Source organism: Glutamicibacter sp. 2E12, assembly GCF_050030965.1.
Lineage (GTDB): Bacteria > Actinomycetota > Actinomycetes > Actinomycetales > Micrococcaceae > Glutamicibacter.
The window spans coordinates 1,977,313-1,994,898 of record NZ_CP188297.1 but is presented as its reverse complement, the minus strand read 5'-3'; the positions used below and the strand labels follow the sequence as shown (position 1 = coordinate 1,994,898).

General features: G+C 61.5%; 16 protein-coding genes. 14 read left to right on the top strand and 2 right to left on the bottom strand.

The window, feature by feature from the left end; all coding sequences use genetic code 11:
* The first annotated feature begins 254 nt into the window (after window positions 1–254).
* Both ACP3TE_RS09365 and ACP3TE_RS09360 read left to right on the top strand, forming a co-directional pair.
* Window positions 255–665 carry a DUF4383 domain-containing protein gene (locus ACP3TE_RS09365; protein WP_426733310.1) on the top strand — a complete coding sequence of 137 codons (411 nt, stop codon included), beginning with the start codon at window positions 255–257 and terminating at the stop codon, window positions 663–665.
* Window positions 662–1,336: a hypothetical protein gene (locus ACP3TE_RS09360; protein WP_426733308.1), complete on the top strand. Its 675-nt coding sequence runs from the start codon at window positions 662–664 to the stop codon at window positions 1,334–1,336. Before ACP3TE_RS09365 ends, ACP3TE_RS09360 begins: the two co-directional genes overlap by 4 nt.
* Before the next feature lie 52 nt (window positions 1,337–1,388).
* On the opposite strand, the gene ACP3TE_RS09355 is transcribed toward ACP3TE_RS09360, so the two are convergent.
* Window positions 1,389–2,450 (bottom strand): 2,3-butanediol dehydrogenase, encoded by a 1,062-nt coding sequence (locus tag ACP3TE_RS09355; RefSeq protein WP_426733306.1) that lies wholly within the window; start codon window positions 2,448–2,450, stop codon window positions 1,389–1,391.
* Between the two features lie 117 nt (window positions 2,451–2,567).
* Here ACP3TE_RS09355 and ACP3TE_RS09350 point away from each other — a divergent pair, with 117 nt between their 5' ends.
* The 8 genes from ACP3TE_RS09350 (at window position 2,568) to ACP3TE_RS09315 (ending at window position 11,765) form a co-directional block, all read left to right on the top strand.
* Window positions 2,568–3,170 carry a very short patch repair endonuclease gene (locus ACP3TE_RS09350; RefSeq protein ID WP_426733304.1) on the top strand — a complete coding sequence of 201 codons (603 nt, stop codon included), beginning with the start codon at window positions 2,568–2,570 and terminating at the stop codon, window positions 3,168–3,170.
* Window positions 3,171–3,275: 105 nt separating this feature from the next.
* On the top strand, window positions 3,276–4,559 hold the full coding sequence (locus tag ACP3TE_RS09345) for an MFS transporter (RefSeq protein WP_426733302.1): 1,284 nt from the start codon (window positions 3,276–3,278) through the stop codon (window positions 4,557–4,559).
* A 216-nt stretch (window positions 4,560–4,775) separates the two neighbouring features.
* On the top strand, window positions 4,776–6,320 hold the full coding sequence (locus ACP3TE_RS09340; RefSeq protein WP_426733300.1) for an ABC transporter substrate-binding protein: 1,545 nt from the start codon (window positions 4,776–4,778) through the stop codon (window positions 6,318–6,320).
* A 1-nt stretch (window position 6,321) separates the two neighbouring features.
* Window positions 6,322–7,275 carry an ABC transporter permease gene (locus ACP3TE_RS09335; protein ID WP_426733298.1) on the top strand — a complete coding sequence of 318 codons (954 nt, stop codon included), beginning with the start codon at window positions 6,322–6,324 and terminating at the stop codon, window positions 7,273–7,275.
* Window positions 7,268–8,119: an ABC transporter permease gene (locus ACP3TE_RS09330; RefSeq protein ID WP_332727740.1), complete on the top strand. Its 852-nt coding sequence runs from the start codon at window positions 7,268–7,270 to the stop codon at window positions 8,117–8,119. Before ACP3TE_RS09335 ends, ACP3TE_RS09330 begins: the two co-directional genes overlap by 8 nt.
* Window positions 8,112–9,668, top strand: a complete 1,557-nt coding sequence (locus ACP3TE_RS09325) for an ABC transporter ATP-binding protein (RefSeq protein WP_426733296.1) — start codon at window positions 8,112–8,114, stop codon at window positions 9,666–9,668. Before ACP3TE_RS09330 ends, ACP3TE_RS09325 begins: the two co-directional genes overlap by 8 nt.
* A 464-nt stretch (window positions 9,669–10,132) precedes the next feature.
* Entirely contained in the window at window positions 10,133–10,654 is a 522-nt protein-coding gene (locus tag ACP3TE_RS09320) for a hypothetical protein (protein WP_426733294.1), read from the top strand.
* 271 nt (window positions 10,655–10,925) lie between these two features.
* A complete protein-coding gene (locus ACP3TE_RS09315) occupies window positions 10,926–11,765 on the top strand; it encodes a transporter substrate-binding domain-containing protein (protein WP_426733292.1) in 840 nt (279 codons plus the stop codon).
* Window positions 11,766–11,868: 103 nt separating this feature from the next.
* Here ACP3TE_RS09315 and ACP3TE_RS09310 read toward each other — a convergent pair whose 3' ends face one another.
* Window positions 11,869–12,642 carry an SDR family NAD(P)-dependent oxidoreductase gene (locus ACP3TE_RS09310; protein ID WP_426733290.1) on the bottom strand — a complete coding sequence of 258 codons (774 nt, stop codon included), beginning with the start codon at window positions 12,640–12,642 and terminating at the stop codon, window positions 11,869–11,871.
* Between the two features lie 245 nt (window positions 12,643–12,887).
* On the opposite strand from ACP3TE_RS09310, the gene ACP3TE_RS09305 reads away from it, so the two are divergent.
* From ACP3TE_RS09305 to ACP3TE_RS09290, 4 genes are all read left to right on the top strand, one after another.
* Window positions 12,888–14,225, top strand: a complete 1,338-nt coding sequence (locus ACP3TE_RS09305) for an MFS transporter (protein ID WP_332489285.1) — start codon at window positions 12,888–12,890, stop codon at window positions 14,223–14,225.
* A 52-nt stretch (window positions 14,226–14,277) separates the two neighbouring features.
* The gene (locus ACP3TE_RS09300; RefSeq protein WP_426733288.1) at window positions 14,278–15,162 is read left to right on the top strand and encodes a transketolase; all 885 of its coding nucleotides are present in this window, start codon (window positions 14,278–14,280) and stop codon (window positions 15,160–15,162) included.
* Entirely contained in the window at window positions 15,163–16,155 is a 993-nt protein-coding gene (locus ACP3TE_RS09295; RefSeq protein WP_332489287.1) for a transketolase family protein, read from the top strand.
* A gap of 124 nt (window positions 16,156–16,279) precedes the next feature.
* Entirely contained in the window at window positions 16,280–16,942 is a 663-nt protein-coding gene (locus ACP3TE_RS09290) for a GntR family transcriptional regulator (RefSeq protein ID WP_105656053.1), read from the top strand.
* Window positions 16,943–17,586 lie beyond the last annotated feature (644 nt).

Here is a 17,586-nt window from a genome sequence, read left to right as displayed (position 1 = left end):
GTTTCGGCCCAGCGCATCTTCGGCTCGCTCTCTCAACGCATCAGCTTCCTTGCCGAGGGATCCAGAGCGTCCCCAACCGAACACCAATGCGAAAACGCCTACCGCATCCTTGGGTGCCTCCGGTGCCGGCAAATAAGTCCAATCAAGACCAATCCGCCTTCCGTCCTTCTCCGAAGAACTTCTACAGGGTTCCTTCCGGAACCCGCAGAACTCGACACGGACTAGAATCCGTGTCCCAGGAAGGACTGATTGCCATGCGCACATCGCCTAACCGCTTGCTCGCAACGATTTTCGGGGCCGTGTACCTCCTTGTCGGCCTGTTCGGGTTCCTTGTCACTGCCGGCGTGGATTTCTTCGCAACAGAGGGCGGGAAGCTGATCATTTTCGAGGTCAATCCACTTCACAACGTCATCCACCTGGCCATCGGCGCAGCACTGCTCATCGCTGGGCTCGGATCCGTGCGTGCTTCCAAGCTCGCCAACACCACGGTGGGCGCCGTCTACCTCCTGGTTGGCATCCTCGGCCTCTTCTTGGCCTCTACAGCACTGAACATCATTGCCCTGAACGGTGCGGATAACGTCCTGCATCTAGCCAGCGCGATTGTCCTGCTGTCGGTAGGCCTGTCCCAGGACCGGACGCCAGCAGCCCATACTGCACGGTCATGATTTCCCATGAGGCCATGGAGCCTGCCACCGAACCTGCCATGCAAGGGCGAGATGCAGTTGCGGGCTCCATTGCCTTCGGCGGCCTCTATGCCGGGATCGCCGGACTGGGAGTTGCGGCGCTGGCCGCGGCCTCCTCCGCCAGCCTGGCCTCGGCATTCGGGGTCGGGTCCGCCCCGGCACCGTGGTGGGCGTGGCTCGGCGTGATAGCATCCGCAGCCTGGGCTGGGGTGGCGCTGGTGTACGCCGTTGCCAGCCTGCTGAAGGCAGCGGCCCCTGCCGTGAAGCTTGCGGTCCCCTGCCTGGCGCTCGTCTCCTCCGTGCATTTAGCCAGCATTGTTGCCGGCCTTTGGGGGTTCCCGGAGGGAACGAAGAATCTGGATCTCACGATTGCTTCCTTGCTGCTGCTTGAGCTGTCGGTGCTGGCGGTATTCCTGTGGCAGCGCAAGCGGCGGAAGAACTATCCGCACCGGGCAGTGCGTTCCAGCAGCCTAGTTGTCCTCGGGAGCATGTTTGCCGGTTCGGTTGCGGTTGCGGCGGTTGCCAGTTTGGGGTTGGCAGCTTCGTCCGCTGGAGAACTCGCGGTACCGCATTCCGAGCACGGCGCTCATCGTTCGGGAGACATCGACCCGGGAATCATTGGCAAGATGAAACAGGCAGAACACCACCACTAGCCGCAGCCAGGGGGCCAGTGCCAGTGATCCAACTGGCCCCGATAGCTGCAGGCTAGGCCCGCGGATCAACAATGATTTTCACGTGTTCCTCATTGTTGTTGATCAGCTGGTCGAACCCTTCGGAAACCAGCTCGTCGAGCCCGATGCGCCCGGTGATGAACGGGGCCAGGTCCAGTTTGCCGCTTTGCACCAGGGCAATGGTGTCCGGATGGTCATTGGCGTAGCCGATGGTGCCGCGCAGGTCGATTTCCTTCAAGACCAGCTTGGGCATGTCCACTTGCGGCTTATGCCCCCAAATCGAAACGTTGACGATCACCCCGCCGGGAGCCACCGCGTCCAGGAGCATATCCAGCACCACCGGGACCGAGGAACACTCGAATCCGGTATCCGCACCCCGGCCGCCGGTCGCTTCGCGCACCCGTTCGGCCACGTCCCCTTCCCTGGGATCGAAAATCCCGTCGGCAATTCCGGTTTCCCGGGCCTTGGCTTTGCGGGCCTCGGAGAGTTCCGAGATGTAGACTGTCAGCCCCTTGGCCTTGAGCACCGCTGCGGTCAGCAGGCCGATCGGGCCGGCACCTCCCACGATCGCCACCTGCCCGGCCTTCGCCCCGGAGCGGACGAAGGCGTGGTGGGCCACCGACAGCGGCTCGATCAGCGCGGCCTCATCCAGGGGGATCTTGCCGATGGGATGCACCCAGCGGCGTTCCACTACGATTTTCTCGGACAGCCCTCCCCCGCGGCCGCCCAGGCCGATGAAGTTCATGTCCTGGGAGAGCTGGTACTGCTGGCCCTTGCTGGTGTCCACATCCCCATGGATGATGTACGGTTCCACCACGACGTTCTCGCCGATTTCAAGGCCGGTGACGCCCTCGCCCAGGGCGGTGATGGTTCCAGAGAATTCATGGCCCATGGTCACCGGCGCGCTTTCTCCCGAGATCGGGTGCGGATGCCCGGCCGGCGGGATGAAGATCGGGCCCTCCAGGTACTCGTGCAGATCGGTGCCGCAGATGCCGCACCAGGCCACGTCGATGGCCACCGTTCCGGGCTTCAGCTGCGGTTCATCGATGTCTTCGATCCGGATGTCCTTCTGGTCGTAGTACCGTGCTGCGCGCATGGTTCCCCCTCGAATCTTCCTGCCTGTTCCCGACCGGCCCAATGCCGATCGGTGCTTCCAGCACCCAAGCTACTGCGGCCGCCAGGATTTGAGAACCGTTGCAAGAGGTTTCACCCGGTGGCCCCAGCAAGCCATCCAGTCAATGCCCAGCCAGCAACGCACGGCCTGGTTAGCGGCGCACAATGGACTATGGACATCATGTCGGCGGCGCAGCGTTCGCGGCTCATGTCGCGCATTTCCAGCAAGAACACCGGGCCGGAACTGGCCTTGCGCCGATTGCTGCATGCCGCCGGGTACCGCTACCGCGTGCACGGCATCCTGCCTGCACAGCAAGTTGCCCAGCTGCGCTCTTTGCATCCCGGGATCCCGTTGCGGGGCGGGAAACTCCCCGGTTCCCCGGATCTGGTCTTCAGTGCCCGGCGCAAGGCGATCTTCGTCAACGGCTGCTTCTGGCACGGCCATGATTGCCCGGTGGGCCAGCGCCGCCCCGCATCCAATACGGGTTATTGGAATCCCAAGCTGGATGCCAATATCGCCCGGGACCAGCGCAACCGCGATAGCCTGGCCGCACTTGGCTGGGAATCGCTGACGCTCTGGGAGTGCGAGCTGAAGTCGATGGATGGCATCTTGCGCAGGGCGGCAAGCTTCCTCGGCCCGGCGCGCATCCTGCCGCGCGGCGCCACCGTGCAAGACCCGTCCAAGGGCACCGGGGTTGGCTAAGATCGAAGAGTCCAAGCCCGCCATGGGTACTGCCGCCGCTAACGGCTCGAACCATGAGGCCTGCCATGGCCTGCCCGCAGCAAACCAACACGTTCCCCGAGGTCCATGAAAAACAGCACGTCCCGCTTCGAAGTCCCCGTACTGCTGGGAACCCAGACGCTGTTCAATATCGGTTTCTACGCTGTGGTTCCTTTCCTTGCTGTAGTGCTGGCCAACGACTTCCTGCTGGCCGGCACCGCGGTGGGCCTGATCCTTGGCATCCGGACCTTCGCCCAGCAAGGGCTCTTCCTGGCCGGAGGCAGCCTGGCCGATCGCTTCGGTGCCCGGCGCATGATCCTCATTGGTTGCGCGGTGCGCGCCGCAGGGTTCTTCACGCTGGCGGCCTCGCTGTCCTACGGCGACCCGAAGCTCTGGTTGTTCATCCTCGGCACATTGCTCACCGGATTCGGCGGAGCGCTCTTCTCCCCGGGCCTGAGCATCCTGGTGGGCGCGGCCCAAACCGCGCGCGACAGGGGCCAGCCCACGGGAGCCAAACGGGCCTCGCTCTTCGCCTGGCTGAGCATCACCGGCGAAATCGGCGCGGTCACCGGACCGCTGGTTGGAGCAGCGCTGTGGGACTGGGGGTTCGCAACCGTTGCAGGCTTCGGGGCGATCTTCTTCATCGCCATTGGCCTGTTCCTCGCTGCGGCCTTGCGTCGTCCCGTTGCGGAAAGCACTTCGCGCGATCACCCGGTAAGCCCGGCTCCGCCGAAGCTCCAGCCCGGCAGCCTGCGCCGCTGCCTGGCGGACCGGAAGTTCGTGGCGTTCTGCGCCTTGCATGCCTCGGACTTGCTGGCATACAACCAGCTCTATTTAGCCATCCCGCTGGAACTGGAACGCACGGGCATGCCCACCCAGTGGCTGGGACTGGTTTTCGCTTGGATCTCCGTACTGACCTTGGGCTTGCAATTGCCCGTCGCATGGATCGCTGCACGGATCGGCGCGGCGGCGACCCTGCGTTGCGGATACTTCTGCAGTGCCTTGGGCTTTGGCGTGCTCGCTTTTCTCCCGGCCTCGGCCTTCGGCGAGCAGACTGGTCCGATTCGCATCTTGTGCGCGGTGACCCTGCTGGCCTTGGGGCATATGAGCGTGCATCCCACGGCCTTGTCATTGGTTCCCAAATTCGCCGGGCACCGGGCCACTGGATCCTATTTCGGCCTGCTCGCCAGCTGCGGCGGCCTTGCTGTGCTGCTCGGGAACATGCTGGTCGGGTGGCTGCTGGCACAGGCCGGCCAGGGTCTCATCCCCGGCTTCCTGCCTTGGCTGTTCCTCATGCTGCCCCTGGGCCTTGCTGCCTGGTATGCTGCATCGCTCGTGCGACGCTCAGCCATCCTTGCCCACGTAGCGTGAACTGCGACACATGACGCACTGTCCTCGCAGAATTTCCACGTGGCACCGCAACTTTGCACTACTCAGCTTCCACTCTTTCGAGGCATCGCGCGGGGGCTTTTCCTCCGGTTATCCCACCGGGTCATAATCAGCAAAACTAGGCAACTAATTAGGGTACGCTTACCAAGGCTCTAACGCATTAGATGCCAATCCATCACGTAATGCCGAAGGATTTCCATGAAACTTGGACGATTGAGCGCAGCCGCAGGATTCGCGGCCATTGCCCTCGCGCTGACCGCCTGCAGCTCCACCCCCGCCAGCTCCGCCCCGGAAAAAGCAGCGGACCCGGAAGCCCGCGTGGTCGTGGCCAATTTCCGCGCCCCGGTTTCCAATTGGGCGCTGGAAAGCGACGACGCCTACGTGCTCTCCATCGCCGGCTGCCTGGAAACCCTGGCCAAATACGACCAGACCACCAAAAAGGTCGAGCCGATGCTCGCTACTTCCTGGAAGCAGTCCTCGGACACCGAATGGGACTTCGAGTTGCGCAAGAACGTGCAATTCCAGGATGGAACGGCCCTGGATGCCGAGGCCGTAGCCGCTTCGCTCAACCACGTGCTCAAGGCCACCGCCCCGGCCCGCGCCGTGAACCCCAAGACCATCAAGAAGGTAGAAGCCCTCGACGCTGATACCGTGCGTGTCACCACCCCCGCCGCGGATCCGCTGCTGCCCTACCGCATGGCCAGCGTGAATGCAGGCGTGCTCTCCCCTGCGGCGTACACCGGCAAGGGCATCGATCCGATGAATCACTGCACCGGACCTTTCGCCCCGGTCTCCGAGAAGGCCGGGCAGTCCCTGACCTTGGACCGCAATGAGAATTACTGGGACGGCGAGGTGAAGCTGGCTGGCGGCGAAATCCGCTACATCACCGAAGGCGCCACCCGTTCCACCCAGGTGCAGACCGGCGAAGCGGACATCTCCATGTCCATCCCTGCCACCAGCCTGGCGGCCTTGGAAGCTGATGACAAGATCAGCGTGCTCAAGGCCGATTCGCCCCGCACCTCGACCCTGTACCTGAACAACTCGCGCGCTCCATTCGAGAACCTGGACCTGCGCAAGGCCGCCACCATGGCCTTGGATCTGCCGGCCATGGCCACAAGCATCTACGAAGGTGCTGCTCAGCCCGCCACCGGGCCCTTCGCCCCGAGCGAAAGCTGGGCTAATACGGATCTGGCTGTACCGCAAGTGAATATCGAAGAAGCCAAGAAGCTGGTGGAAGCTTCCGGATACATGCAGGACAAGCCGCTGGAAATTATTGCGATCACCGAACGCGCGGAGTTCGCCGGGGTAGGCGCCATCATCCAGGAGCAGTTCAAGCAGATCGGCTTGCAGGCCAATGTGGTGACCAAGTCCTATGGCGCTGCGGAGCCCGATGTGCTGGCCGGCAAGTACGACATGATCCTCAGCCAGCGCAACCGGATGATCGACATTGCCGATCCGATCGGCTTCCTCCAGTCCGACTACACCTGCGAGGGCGGCTACAACCTGAGCCACTACTGCAACGAGGACTACGACCAGCTGATCGGCCAGGCACTGGCAGAGAAGGACGAGGCCCAGCGCCACGACCTGTACCGCCAGGCAGGCAATCTGCTCGCCGACGATGCAGCGAACGTCTGGCTGGTCAACGAGCAGGCTATCGACGGCGTGGGAGCCAAGGTCCAGGGCTACGTCCAGGACCCGCTGACCCGCTACGTGCTGACCAAGGATCTGGCGAAGACCAGCTAGCGTGTCTCCTCTAGCCACCATGCTGCGCCGGGCCATTGGACTCGGCGCAGCAGTTCTGCTTTCATCCTTCGCGGTATTCCTGGTCCCCTTCGTTTCCCCCGGGGACCCCGTGCGGTCCTTGCTGCGCGCCCGCATGGACATCGGGGCCGCCGACGAGGCAACGGTGCAGGCCTACGCACAGCAATTCGGCCTGCACGACCCGATGCTGGTGCAGTTCGGACGGTGGCTGGGCCGGTTCGCCACTGGAGACATGGGCATCTCGCATATCAGCGGCACCCCGGTAGCCGACCAGGTGCTGCCGGCCATTGGCGTCACCCTGTCCTTGGCCGGCAGCGCGCTGGTGGTGGCCATCGCCGTGTCCATTGTCTTGGGAGTGCTGTCGGCCACCCGTGCCGGGAGGTGGCCCGATAGGCTGATCACCTCGGCGACCCATGCGTTGATTGCCATCCCCGAATATGCGCTGGCTCCGCTGCTGGTCCTGCTCTTCGCGGTGCGCTTCTCGCTGCTTCCCTCGGCCGGGTTCGAATCCCCGGCCTCGATGGTGCTGCCGGTCTTCATTCTGGCCTTGCGCCCCATCAGCTTCTTCACCGTCGCGGTGCGCTCGGGGGTGCGCCAGGCATTGGACTCCGAGCACGTGCTGGCCGCCCGCGCCCGCGGGCTGAGCAGCACCCAAGCCCTGGTTCGCCATGTGGTTCCCCACGGATTGCTGCCGCTGTGGACCATGGTGGGTGTCTGGTTTGCCGGGCTGCTGGGCGGGTCGGTCATCGTGGAAGTCATCTTCGCCATTCCCGGAATGGGCCGGCTGATCTTCGACTCCATCGTCGATGCCGATATCCCGGTCGCCCAGGGTGGCGTGGTGGTGGTCGTCACCTGTGCTGTAGTGGTGACCGGAATCGTTGACCTGGTGCACAGGATCAGCGATCCCAATGTGAGGATTGGTGTACGACATGGCTAGGAATCATTCCAGGGAAATCCTGTTTTCCCCTCCCGCGTTCATCTTGCTGGCGGTGGTCATCCTGACCATCGCCGCCCCGTGGATTTCCCCCTACAACCCCGACGCCCAGAACCTGGCGGACCGGTTGCAAGGTCCCAGCCTGTCCCATCTGCTGGGCACCGATGCCCTGGGCCGCGACACCTTGAGCCGCGTGCTGCACGGTGGCCGGTTCTCGCTATCGGTAGCGCTGATCACCACGCTGTTCGCGCTGCTGGTTGGCACCGCACTGGGCCTGCTCAGCGCGGTGCGCGGCGGATGGCTGGATGAGCTCTTCCTGCGCGTGAACGACTTGCTGCTCGCGCTGCCCGAAATCGTGATTGCGCTGCTGATCATCGCGGTCATGGGCCCCGGATTCTTCACCATGGTGCTTTCCGTAGGCGTCGTGGCATGGACTCCCACCGCACGGTTGGTGCGTTCCATGGCGGCCCAGGCCTTATCCACCCACCATGTCGAAGCCTCCAGGCATGTCGGCGCTTCGCGCTGGTTCATCCTGCGCCACCACGTCCTGCCCTTCGTGGCTGGACCGGTGCTGGCCCAGGCGGCATTGCGCTTCGGTCTGCTGCTGGTATTGCTCGGCTCCTTGTCCTATCTGGGCATCGGCGTCCAACCGCCGCAGTCCGACTGGGGTTCGATGCTGGCCGAAGCCCAGCCTCATGCCATCCGCTCCCCTTGGGGCCTGATTGCGCCGGGCGCGGCCATCTTCCTGGTCAGCTTCTGCGTCACCTTGCTGGGCAATCGAATCACCCACGTGCTGGGCGGGCAGGACGTGCTGGCCACCGAGGCCAAGGCGGAAGCCCATGACTAGGGAACTTGAATTCATTGATCTTTCGGTCAGCTCCGGCGATCAGCGATTGCTCTCCGAGGCACGCGGTGCCCTGCGAGCCGGCGAATTGGTGGCGGTGGTCGGGCGTTCCGGTTCCGGCAAGACGCTGCTCACCAAGGCGATCATCGGCCTGCTGCCCCAGCAGCTGCGTGCCGAGGGGCAGATCCTGCTTGACGACCAGCGCCTTGACCAGCTGGGCGAGAAGGCCATGGACTCGGTGCGCGGACGGCGCATCAGCATGCTGTTCCAGCAGCCCAAGCGCGTGATGAACCCGCGGCTGACCATCCGCGCGCATCTGCTTGAAGCCCTGGGAGCCCACGGCTGGGGCAAAGCCCGCCAGCACGAGCAGCAGGTACTGTCCTTGCTCGAAGAAGTAGGCCTGTCCCCTGCCCAGCAGATTGCCGGCCAGCGCCCGGACCAGCTCTCCGGCGGGATGGCCCAACGCGCCATGCTGGCTATTGCCTTGGCCGCTGACCCGGAGTTCATTTTGGCTGATGAACCAACGTCATCCTTGGACTCGATTCTCAAGGCCGAAGTGCTGCAATTGTTGCGCCGCAAGCAGCAGGAACGTGGCGTGGGCGTCCTGTTCATCACCCACGACATCGCCAGCATCCAGCACATCGCAGACCGCGTCGTAGTAGTCAGCGACGGGCAAATTGTGGACCAATGCCCCACCGCGCAGATCTTCTCCAAGGACCGTCACGCCAAGACACGCGAGCTGGTGGAAGCCAGCTTGCCTCCCCTGCGCACGCCACGCGTTAAGGATTCCGCATGCTTGCTGGAAGCGGTGGATGCGGGCAAGAACTACACGCGCCGCGCGAAGGGACCGGCAGCATTGAAGCCCACCAGCTTGCGCCTGCACGGCGGCCAGGTCCTGGGAGTGGTGGGCCGCTCCGGTTCGGGCAAGAGCACCTTCGCCAGGCTGCTGGCCGGGTTGGAAGAGCCAACGACCGGACGGATCATCGATACGCGCCGCAATGGCGAAGCGACGCGGGTGCAGGTCATTGCCCAGGAACCGTACTCGTCCTTCGATCCCCGGCTTTCCATCCGCACGTCGATGAGCGCGGCGGTGCACCAGCTGCCGGCAATCCAGGCCGGCGAGCGCATGGCGCAAGCCATGGCCCAGGTGGGATTGGCCGAGCAATTGCTCGATCGCAGGCCCGGCCAGTGCTCCGGCGGCCAGCTCCAGCGCCTGGCCATCGCGCGGGCGCTGCTGACCGACCCTCAGGTATTGATTTGCGATGAGTCCACCTCTGCACTGGATTCGGTAGCCCAGCGCCACATCCTCGACCTGCTGCTTGATCTGCGCGAGCACATGGGGCTGAACCTCGTGGTCATCTCCCACGACATGGACGTGATCCGCTATGTGAGTGACGACGTGGCAGTGTTCTACGAGGGCGAGCTGGTGGAGCATCGAACCCTCAACGATTTCCTGGGCAATGCGGAACACCAGCACAGTCGAGATCTCATCGCGGCTTTAGACATGAAGTCGGCAAATGATCGAATGTCCCGGCCTCTTACGTCGGCGTAAAAGCGCAGTTCGACAACTAATTATCTAGCTGACTGGTCATTGGCGGAGGCAAAATGGGAGTCGCGGATGGCGACGATCGTTGCGCAACAAAACGGTCTAGCTGCACGATCCTGCTCCTGCGCGTCGACTAAATCCGCTCCATTCACTGGGTTCCAGTCGTCGAACGACTGCCCAGCCTTGCACAATTTCAGCAACCGAGGCCAAATTCTTTCACTTGCCATCCGGTCGTAATTCGGAGCGATACATGTAAGACCACAGGGCCAGACCACCAACGATCCGTGGATGTGTGCTCAGCATTATCTGGCGTAGGACCGAACGAATATCGGAATGTCAGTGGGGCTCATGAATTGCCGGGCAGAAAATGGAACCTGAAGAATTGACTATCCATCCTTCACAGGACCGGATTATTCGACAAGGCGAACACCACGATGAAACAATGAACAACCCTCAATCAAGGAGTTGAATTGACCTTATCTATGATGGCCATTATCTTCTCAGGCGTCTCAGTATTCATTTCGGCTAGCACTTACATGACGAATCATTGGGCGCGAGAGCGTTCGAAAGTGCACGAGGCGGTCGACGCGCTCACTACAGAATCCATTGCTCGATGCCGATTGGTCATCGGGGCAATCTCTCGGACAGACTCACAGACCACTTTGAATTCCGAGGATCACAACGAATTTGTTGAGGCGGCCTTCCGTTTGATGTGGGCCATACAGCGCACAGCATTTGCGACCAATACGATCAAGAATTCAGCTATCGCTCCTTTCGAAGCTCAGCGACTCTATCATCACCTATCAGTAATTACCCCAGAACTTTCGGAGGCCATCAAAAATCATGGTCACGAAGTCAATTGGGGCGGAGAATTGCAGGAAACGAACAAGGTAATTCGTGAGCTTCCCGAGCATGTCTTGGATGGCTGGTCGCGTAAGATCTCGAAAAAGAATTTTACAGTCCTAGAAAAACCTTCGTTGATTACCCTGTGAGTCAGTACTTCATCGAACTCCATAAGTTCGTTGGCAACACCTAACTCACAGCCATGGCCTCTTCCATGATTCACCGCAAACGTAACGCGACAAGCTGACCAATTGGAGACTAGTCTCCCCGTGCCGGATTCAACGTCTCTGAAGTCCTAAATCGTTCATTTCCACGGCATCGTCGGACATAACCCCGTCGTCAGTTCGTGCAATAGCTCCGGAACGTAAGATCAGCGACCGGCTCTTGTATGGCGACGGACGGAACTTATAGGTTTTGGCTATGACCGACCGTTCAAAGAAGATCCCGTCCTTCATCCGCCGTATACCGTTATTCACCTTGGGCGTTGCTGTATCCGTCTCGGGATGCTCCGCTCCCGCACCGGATCCCGGCGCTGACCAGGAACCAGAGGCAACAGATACGCAACTGGCAGCGGTCAGCGACTCGGGGACACTGAAGGTCTGCACCACCGGCGACTACCGGCCGCTCACCTACCTTGACCCGGAAACCGGGGATTGGTCGGGAATCGACATCACGATGGCCAAGAATCTTGCCGAGTCGATGGGCGTAGAACCCGAGTTCATCCAGACCTCGTGGAAGGACTTGATGCCGGACTTCCTATCCAAGTGCGATATCGCAGTGGGTGGTGTTTCCATTTCCATGGAACGCGCCCAGCAGGCCTACTACAGCGAAGCCACATTGGACGAGGGCAAGACGCCGATCACCTTGTGCGAGAACGTGGAGAAGTACGACACGGTCAAGGAAATCAAGCAGCCCGGGGTCCGTTCCATCACCCCGATCAGCGGCACCAACGAGAAGTTCGCCGACGCGAATTACCCCGAAGGTGAGATCATCCGTTTCGAGGACAACAACAAGATCTTCGATGAGATCATTGCCGGGCGTGCCGACGTGATGACCACCGATGCCTCGGAAACCCGCTGGGTGGCCAACGAGCACTCCGAGCTGTGCGCGGTGCACCCGGATAAGCCGTTCAATTTCTCCCAGAAGGCCTACCTGCTGCCGCTGGGCGATGACGAATTCCAGGAATACGTGGACCAGTGGCTGAACATGGCCAAGAACGATGGGACGCTCGCCGCTGCCGAGAAGCCCTGGTTCGGATAGCTTCGGCCAGAACAACGCAAGAAGCCAGTGGCCACGCCCAAGAATTTTCGGGGCGTGGCCACTGGCTTCTTCTAGTCCTTGGACTGGCCCAGACCTGGAACTGCTAATGCATGTGGCTGCCGCCATTGATGTCAATGGTGGTGCCGGTCAGGTAGGACGCACCTTCGGAGGCCAGGAAGCCAATGACCGATGCGACTTCTCCGGTGGTTGCGGTGCGCCCAATGGGGATTCCCGCGGCAATGGCCGCCTCCTGCTCGTCGGTGCTGCCAACACGGATGTTGGTATCCACAGCGCCCGGTGCAATCGCGTTGACGGTGACGCCGCTGGCCGAGATCTCGCGGGCCAGCGCCTTGGTGAATCCGAGGATTGCCGCTTTCGCCGAGGAATAAGGGACCTTGCCGAAGACTCCGCCGCCACGCTGGGCTGACACGGAGGACATGTTGATTACTCGTCCCCATCCGCTCTCAATCATTTCCGGCAGGAATGCCTTGGTCACCAGGTACGTGCCCGTGGCGTTGACGTTCATGATCTTGTTCCAGATATCCAAAGTCGTATCCAGGAAATCCACCGGGGAGGTAATTCCCGCTATATTCACTACGGCGCCAGTAGCAGACAGCTCCCCCGCGGCGACGCGCGCTGCCACTGCCGCCTGCGCCGCGGCGACCGATGACTCGTCGGCGACGTCGATCTGGTGGCCGAATGCCGGCACGCCAAATTCTTCTGCAATCTCCGTGGCTACGCGCTCGGATGCGGAGTGGTCCAGATCCAGAATCGCTATGCCCCAGCCTTCCCGGGCCAAGTGACGGGCGGTTTCGATGCCGATCCCCTGTGGCGAGGTGGCACCGGTCAGTACTGCAGTGCGCTGGATTTGATTCATCGGATTCCTGCTTTCAATACGGCTCGCCCGAACAACGATGAGGCGAACTTGGTGGTTGCGGTGCTCTGCTCTGGACAAACGCACCAGAAGTTTGTGGTGCACACCACGATAGTTTTGTTTACTGTTGACAGTCAACTGTTAAATTTTCTCTTGACAGAACTTGTGCCGTCGCTCACACTTCTATTAGTGTTGACTGTCAACAATGAAAATTGCCCGCATCCCACAACTCACGAAGGGAGCCACTCATGAGCAGCGAAGCTCTAGAAATGCGTGGCCCGATCCACGGCACCAAGGACGCCAAGCGCGTCGCGATAGGCTCCAGCGTCGGAGCCACCATTGAAACCTACGATTTCATCGGCTTCGGCACCGCGGCCGCCCTGTATTTCGGACACGCATTCTTCCCCGGCGCTGACCCGCTCACCGGAACGCTTGCATCCTTCGCCACCCTGGGCGTAGGTTTCGCCGCCCGGCCCTTGGGCGGGATTATCGGTGGCCATCTTGGTGACAAGATCGGGCGCAAGCCGGTGCTCGTCACCTCGCTGATCGTCATGGGCCTGGCCACATTCTTCATCGGCGTGCTGCCCACCTACGAGCAGGTCGGCGTGCTGGCTCCAGCGCTCCTGGTCTTCGTGCGCATTGTCCAGGGCCTGGCCTTCGGCGCCGAATGGGGCGGGGCAATCCTGATGACCTACGAACACGCGCCATGGAAGCAAAAGGGCAGGTTCACCGGGATTGTCCAGTCCGGATTCCCGGTAGGGCTGCTGCTGGCCAATCTGGTGTTCCTGGTCAGCGTGCAGTTGCCTGGCGACTGGGGATGGCGCGTTCCGTTCCTGGCCAGCCTGCTGCTGGTGATCGTGGGACTGGTCATCCGTTCGAAGGTCCCGGAGTCCCCGGTCTTCGATGATGTGAAGAAATCAGGGCAGATCGTCAAGTCGCCGATCAAGGATGTCATTCGCACCGACTGGCGCAATATCCTGCGCGGCATCGGGCTTCGCATTGCCGAGACCGCGGGCTACGCGGTCTCCATCACCTACATGATTTCCTACCTGCACACCACTGGCTTGGCCGCGAACTGGCAGACGCTGACCGCCTTGAGCATCGCCTCGGCCATCGGCATCTACGCGACCTACCGCTGGGGCCGGCTCACCGACCGCGTTGGACGTCGCACCGTCTACCTCTTCGCTTGCGCCTTTGCCGCGCTCTTCGGCATTCCGATGTTCCTCATGGTCAACACCGGCTCGTTCCTGATGATCATTGCCACGATCGTGATCTCCTATGCCATCTGCCAGAACTCCATGGCAGGTGCCCAGGGGGCCTGGTTCCCGGAGCTCTTCCAGGCCAAGACCCGCTCCTCCGGCGCCTCACTGGCTTACCAGATTTCGGCCATGGTTTCCGGTTTCACCCCGTTCATCACCACTTTGCTTTTCATGCAGTTCGGCTGGATGGGCCCGGCCGCGCTCTTCATCGGCTACGCGCTAATCGGCCTGTGGGCGGCGCTGGTGACCAAGGAAACCTGGGGCCCTCGCGAACGCCACCTTGCTGACCAAGCCATCGCCGAGAATCCGCAGGCAAGTTGCGTCTGACCCGGTGAGCCAACCCGAACCCCGACCCGTTGAATTCCTGAAAGGACTTCCCATGGCAATTGCAGCCACCGACAACCAGACGCTGACTTTGGGCCAGCGCACCGAAAGGGTCCGCGACGCCGCCTACCGCATCCGCCACCACTCGCTGAACATGGGCGAGGTGCAGGGCCAAGGATATGTAGGTCAAGCATTGGGCGCTGCGGACATGTTCGCGGCCGTCTACGCGGACCAGCTGGACTTCCGTCCGGCAGAACCGGGCTGGGAAGACCGCGACCGCTTCCTGCTTTCCACCGGCCACTACGCCATCGGCTTCTATGCCGCATTGGCCGAAGCGGGCATCATCCCGGTGGAAGAGCTGGAAACCTACGGGTCGGACGATTCGAGGCTTCCGATGTCCGGGATGTCCACCTACACCCCGGGCATGGAAATCTCCGGCGGCTCGCTGGGCCACGGCCTGTCCATCGCGGTGGGCATGGCCCTGGGGCTGCGCCACCAGAACAGGACCCAGCGGGTGATCAATTTCCTCTCCGATGGCGAACTGGATGAAGGCTCCACATGGGAAGCGGCCATGGGTGCCGCCCACCACCAGCTGGGCCAGCTGACGGCCATGGTGGACATCAATGCCCTGCAGGCCGATGGCGCGACCGCCGGGGTCCTGCGCACCGAACCGGTCACCGAAAAGTGGGAGGCCTTCGGCTGGTACGCCCAGCGGATCAACGGCAATGACCCTCGAGCGCTGCTGCAGGCCTTCGACAACATCGCGGCCCAATCGGCCCTCGCCTCGCGCCCCTCGGTCATCCTGTGCGACACCAAGGTAGGCCGCGGCGTTCCGCTGCTGGAAAACCGCGAGAAAGCCCACTTCATGCGCATTGAAGACAACGAATGGCAGATCTGCCGCGACCAACTCACCGAAGGCTTCGAAGGGAGCAACTCCTAAATGTCTGCCACCGCTAAACCACGACTGAAAACCTCGGCCATGATTGCCTCCTTCGCGGAGCCCGGCCAGAAGACCGCGCCAGCGCCTTTCGGCCATGCCCTGGCCAAGGCGGCCGAGCAGGATCCGCGCATCGTGGGCCTGACTGCCGATCTGGGCAAGTACACGGATATGCACATCTTCGCCCAGCAGCATCCCGAGCGCTTCTTCCAGATGGGCATGGCCGAGCAGCTGCTGTTCGGGGCCGCCGCGGGCTTCGCCGAAACCGGCATGATCCCCTTTGCTTCCACCTATTCGGTGTTCGCGGCCCGGCGGGCCTATGACTTCCTGTGCCTGGATATCGCCGAGCCGAACCTCAATGTGAATATCGTGGGCGGCCTGCCCGGGCTGACCACCGGCTATGGCCCGAGCCACCAGGCCACCGAGGACATTGCCATCTTCCGCGGGATGCCGAACCTGACCATCGTGGATCCCTGCGATTCGGTGGACATCGAGCAATCGGTGCCGCAGCTAGCGGCTTCTGAAGGGCCAACCTACCTGCGCCTGCTGCGCGGCAAGGTGCCTACCGTCCTGGATGAATACGACTACAGCTTCGAATTGGGCAAGGCAAAAGTACTACGCGGTGGACGTGACGTCGTCTTCGTCTCCAGCGGCCTGATGACCATGCGCGCACTGGATGCCGCGAAGGAACTGGCCAAGCACAACGTGGACGTTTCCGTGGTCCACTCCCCCACCATCAAGCCCTTCGACTCGGAAACAGTTCTGAAGGAGGTGGCCGGGGACCGCCTGGTAGTCACGCTGGAAAACCACTCGGTCATCGGCGGGTTGTTCGAAACTCTGGCTTCCACCATGATCCGCGGCGGTGTTTCCTCTAAGGTCGTTCCCATCGGCCTGCCCGATGAATTCTTGGATGCGGGCGCATTGCCAACACTCCATGACCGCTATGGGTTGTCGATCAGCGCGATTGTGTCCAAGGTCCTCTCCGAACTCGGCTAGCTCGCCGGGTAATCCACCAGAACGATCGCCTTTGGCGGGTGCGTTGCTCTCGACGCACCCGCCAAAGGCGCTAAAATCAACAGTTAACAATCAACAGTTGATCTCCAAGATTGAGGGGCGCTTTATGGCTATGGCCGATTCTTCCTTGGTGGGGCTTCGGAAAAAGAGCCTGCGCGAGCAGGCTCTGATCGCCCTGCGCCGCGCCATCACGACCGGTGAACTGGAGCAAGGCACCCATCTGGTGGAAACAGAGCTGTCTGCCTCCATGCAGATCAGCCGCGGCACCTTGCGCGAAGCCTTGCGCCAGCTGGAGCAGGAAGGCCTGGTCTCCGCAGGCGAACGCGGCCGGTTGTCAGTTCGCCACCTGGACAACAAGGAAATCCAGGACATCTTCGCGGTGCGTGCCTCGCTGGAAACCCTGGCGGCAACGACGTTGCTGCAGCGCGAAGACCTTTCAGACGCTCTCGCGCAACTGCGCTCCGCGGTCAGCACCATGGAGCAACTCGAGGGCCATGAAATCGAGGAGCGGATCGAAGCGGATCTCGAGTTCCACCGCACTCTGTGCCGGCTGTCTGAGAATGACACCTTGCTGCATGCCTGGGAGCAGCTTGAGGGCTCCATCCGCATGTCCATCATGTTCGGCGGCTACGAACGCGGGGTGCGCAATATGGATGTCGCACGGCATTTCAAGCTGGTGGACACCATCGAAGCTGGCGACAGGGCCGCGGTCAGCGCGGAAATCTCCGAGCATATGCGCATTGCCGCCGAAACCCTGATGGGCTCATAGGAATCTTCTGCGGTCTGCCCATCTCGCTCCTCGAGGTGTTTGTGCTACGCCTCGATGCGGCGGGGCCCAACCGGACTTGTACCGGTTACGGTAATACGGTCTGGAAAGCCGGACGTTCATCGAACAAAGCGTTCAGTCGCCCCTGACAATGGTGCCGGACGGGATCGTTGATCCGCTCCTTTTTCCACGTGCTGCTCCTCGACTGGTTACGTCGCCACCACGAACCACCAAGCGGATAGTGATAGCAACACGGATCCTTACTATCATTTTCTAAGAAAGTGATAGTAAGGGGAATTCATACCATCGCTTTGGAGGGACCCATAGCCGGCTCCCTTTACGCCTGGCCTGCGTTCAGCTCCCCTATTTTGAGGTACCAAGAGCACTTCTGACTGCCGAAAATCCTCATACTCTTTTCCGGTGCTGAAGTTCGGCGATCGTGATGACCTGGACTTTGCGCAAATGAAAAAGCTCATCAAGAGCGATTTGACGCAAAAGCTTTCGCTATTGAAACCTCCCTGTTGCCCAGTGACCTAAGCCTACGCGCACGTTCATTCACATTAATCAATGTGAACAAACGTATACTTTCGTAAAAGTGTACGTATATTCACCTTCTTGATTGTGCACGTACGTTCACTTATAATAAT

Bases quoted from the DNA above. Each gene is read 5' to 3' on its own strand.
- ACP3TE_RS09355 (WP_426733306.1), bottom strand. From the start codon at position 2,450: ATGCGCGCAGCACGGTACTACGACCAGAAGGACATCCGGATCGAAGAC.
- ACP3TE_RS09305 (WP_332489285.1), top strand. From the start codon at position 12,888: ATGAGCAGCGAAGCTCTAGAAATGCGTGGCCCGATCCACGGCACCAAG.
- ACP3TE_RS09345 (WP_426733302.1), top strand. From the start codon at position 3,276: ATGAAAAACAGCACGTCCCGCTTCGAAGTCCCCGTACTGCTGGGAACC.
- ACP3TE_RS09310 (WP_426733290.1), bottom strand. From the start codon at position 12,642: ATGAATCAAATCCAGCGCACTGCAGTACTGACCGGTGCCACCTCGCCA.
- ACP3TE_RS09365 (WP_426733310.1), top strand. From the start codon at position 255: ATGCGCACATCGCCTAACCGCTTGCTCGCAACGATTTTCGGGGCCGTG.
- ACP3TE_RS09300 (WP_426733288.1), top strand. From the start codon at position 14,278: ATGGCAATTGCAGCCACCGACAACCAGACGCTGACTTTGGGCCAGCGC.
- ACP3TE_RS09360 (WP_426733308.1), top strand. From the start codon at position 662: ATGATTTCCCATGAGGCCATGGAGCCTGCCACCGAACCTGCCATGCAA.
- ACP3TE_RS09325 (WP_426733296.1), top strand. From the start codon at position 8,112: ATGACTAGGGAACTTGAATTCATTGATCTTTCGGTCAGCTCCGGCGAT.
- ACP3TE_RS09295 (WP_332489287.1), top strand. From the start codon at position 15,163: ATGTCTGCCACCGCTAAACCACGACTGAAAACCTCGGCCATGATTGCC.
- ACP3TE_RS09290 (WP_105656053.1), top strand. From the start codon at position 16,280: ATGGCTATGGCCGATTCTTCCTTGGTGGGGCTTCGGAAAAAGAGCCTG.
- ACP3TE_RS09340 (WP_426733300.1), top strand. From the start codon at position 4,776: ATGAAACTTGGACGATTGAGCGCAGCCGCAGGATTCGCGGCCATTGCC.
- ACP3TE_RS09315 (WP_426733292.1), top strand. From the start codon at position 10,926: ATGACCGACCGTTCAAAGAAGATCCCGTCCTTCATCCGCCGTATACCG.
- ACP3TE_RS09330 (WP_332727740.1), top strand. From the start codon at position 7,268: ATGGCTAGGAATCATTCCAGGGAAATCCTGTTTTCCCCTCCCGCGTTC.